The following is a 363-nucleotide window of genomic DNA, read 5'->3' as shown; positions in this document are numbered from 1 at the left end:
AACTCCAGCATTACAGGCGCTCCTCGGCATGGTCGTGGTCGTTAGCAGGGGGATTCATGCGCCCGGTGAGGACCAGGAAGTGGCGGCTCGCCTCCACCAGCGCCTGGAGGATCATCAGTCCGGCGAAAAGCGGGATCAGCGTCTTGAGCAGGAAAACGCCGGGGATGCCGCCCGAATCGGGAGAACCCTCGAGGATGCGCCAGGAATTGCCCACATATTTCGTGCTCGACAGGAGCACGAAGATCATCACCGGCAGCAGCAGGAAGAGGGTGCCGCAGAGGTCGACCAGTGCCTTGCGTTTCGGCGTCATGGCGCGATAGAAGATATCCACGCGCACATGGCCGTCGTGCTTGAGGGTCCAGG

Annotated in this window: 1 protein-coding gene; it reads right to left on the bottom strand. The window is 62.0% G+C overall.

What is annotated here, in order from left to right; genetic code table 11:
* Positions 1–10: 10 nt before the first annotated feature.
* Positions 11–363, bottom strand: a 353-nt coding sequence (locus IOC61_RS17535) for a TRAP transporter small permease subunit (RefSeq protein WP_195690017.1), incomplete at its 5' end; no start/stop codon positions are given.

The sequence above is a fragment of the Halomonas sp. KAO genome, assembly GCF_015595025.1.
Classification (GTDB): Bacteria; Pseudomonadota; Gammaproteobacteria; order Pseudomonadales; family Halomonadaceae; genus Halomonas.
Note: the sequence above shows the minus strand (reverse complement) of the source record. Positions and strands in the feature narration are given on the sequence as shown.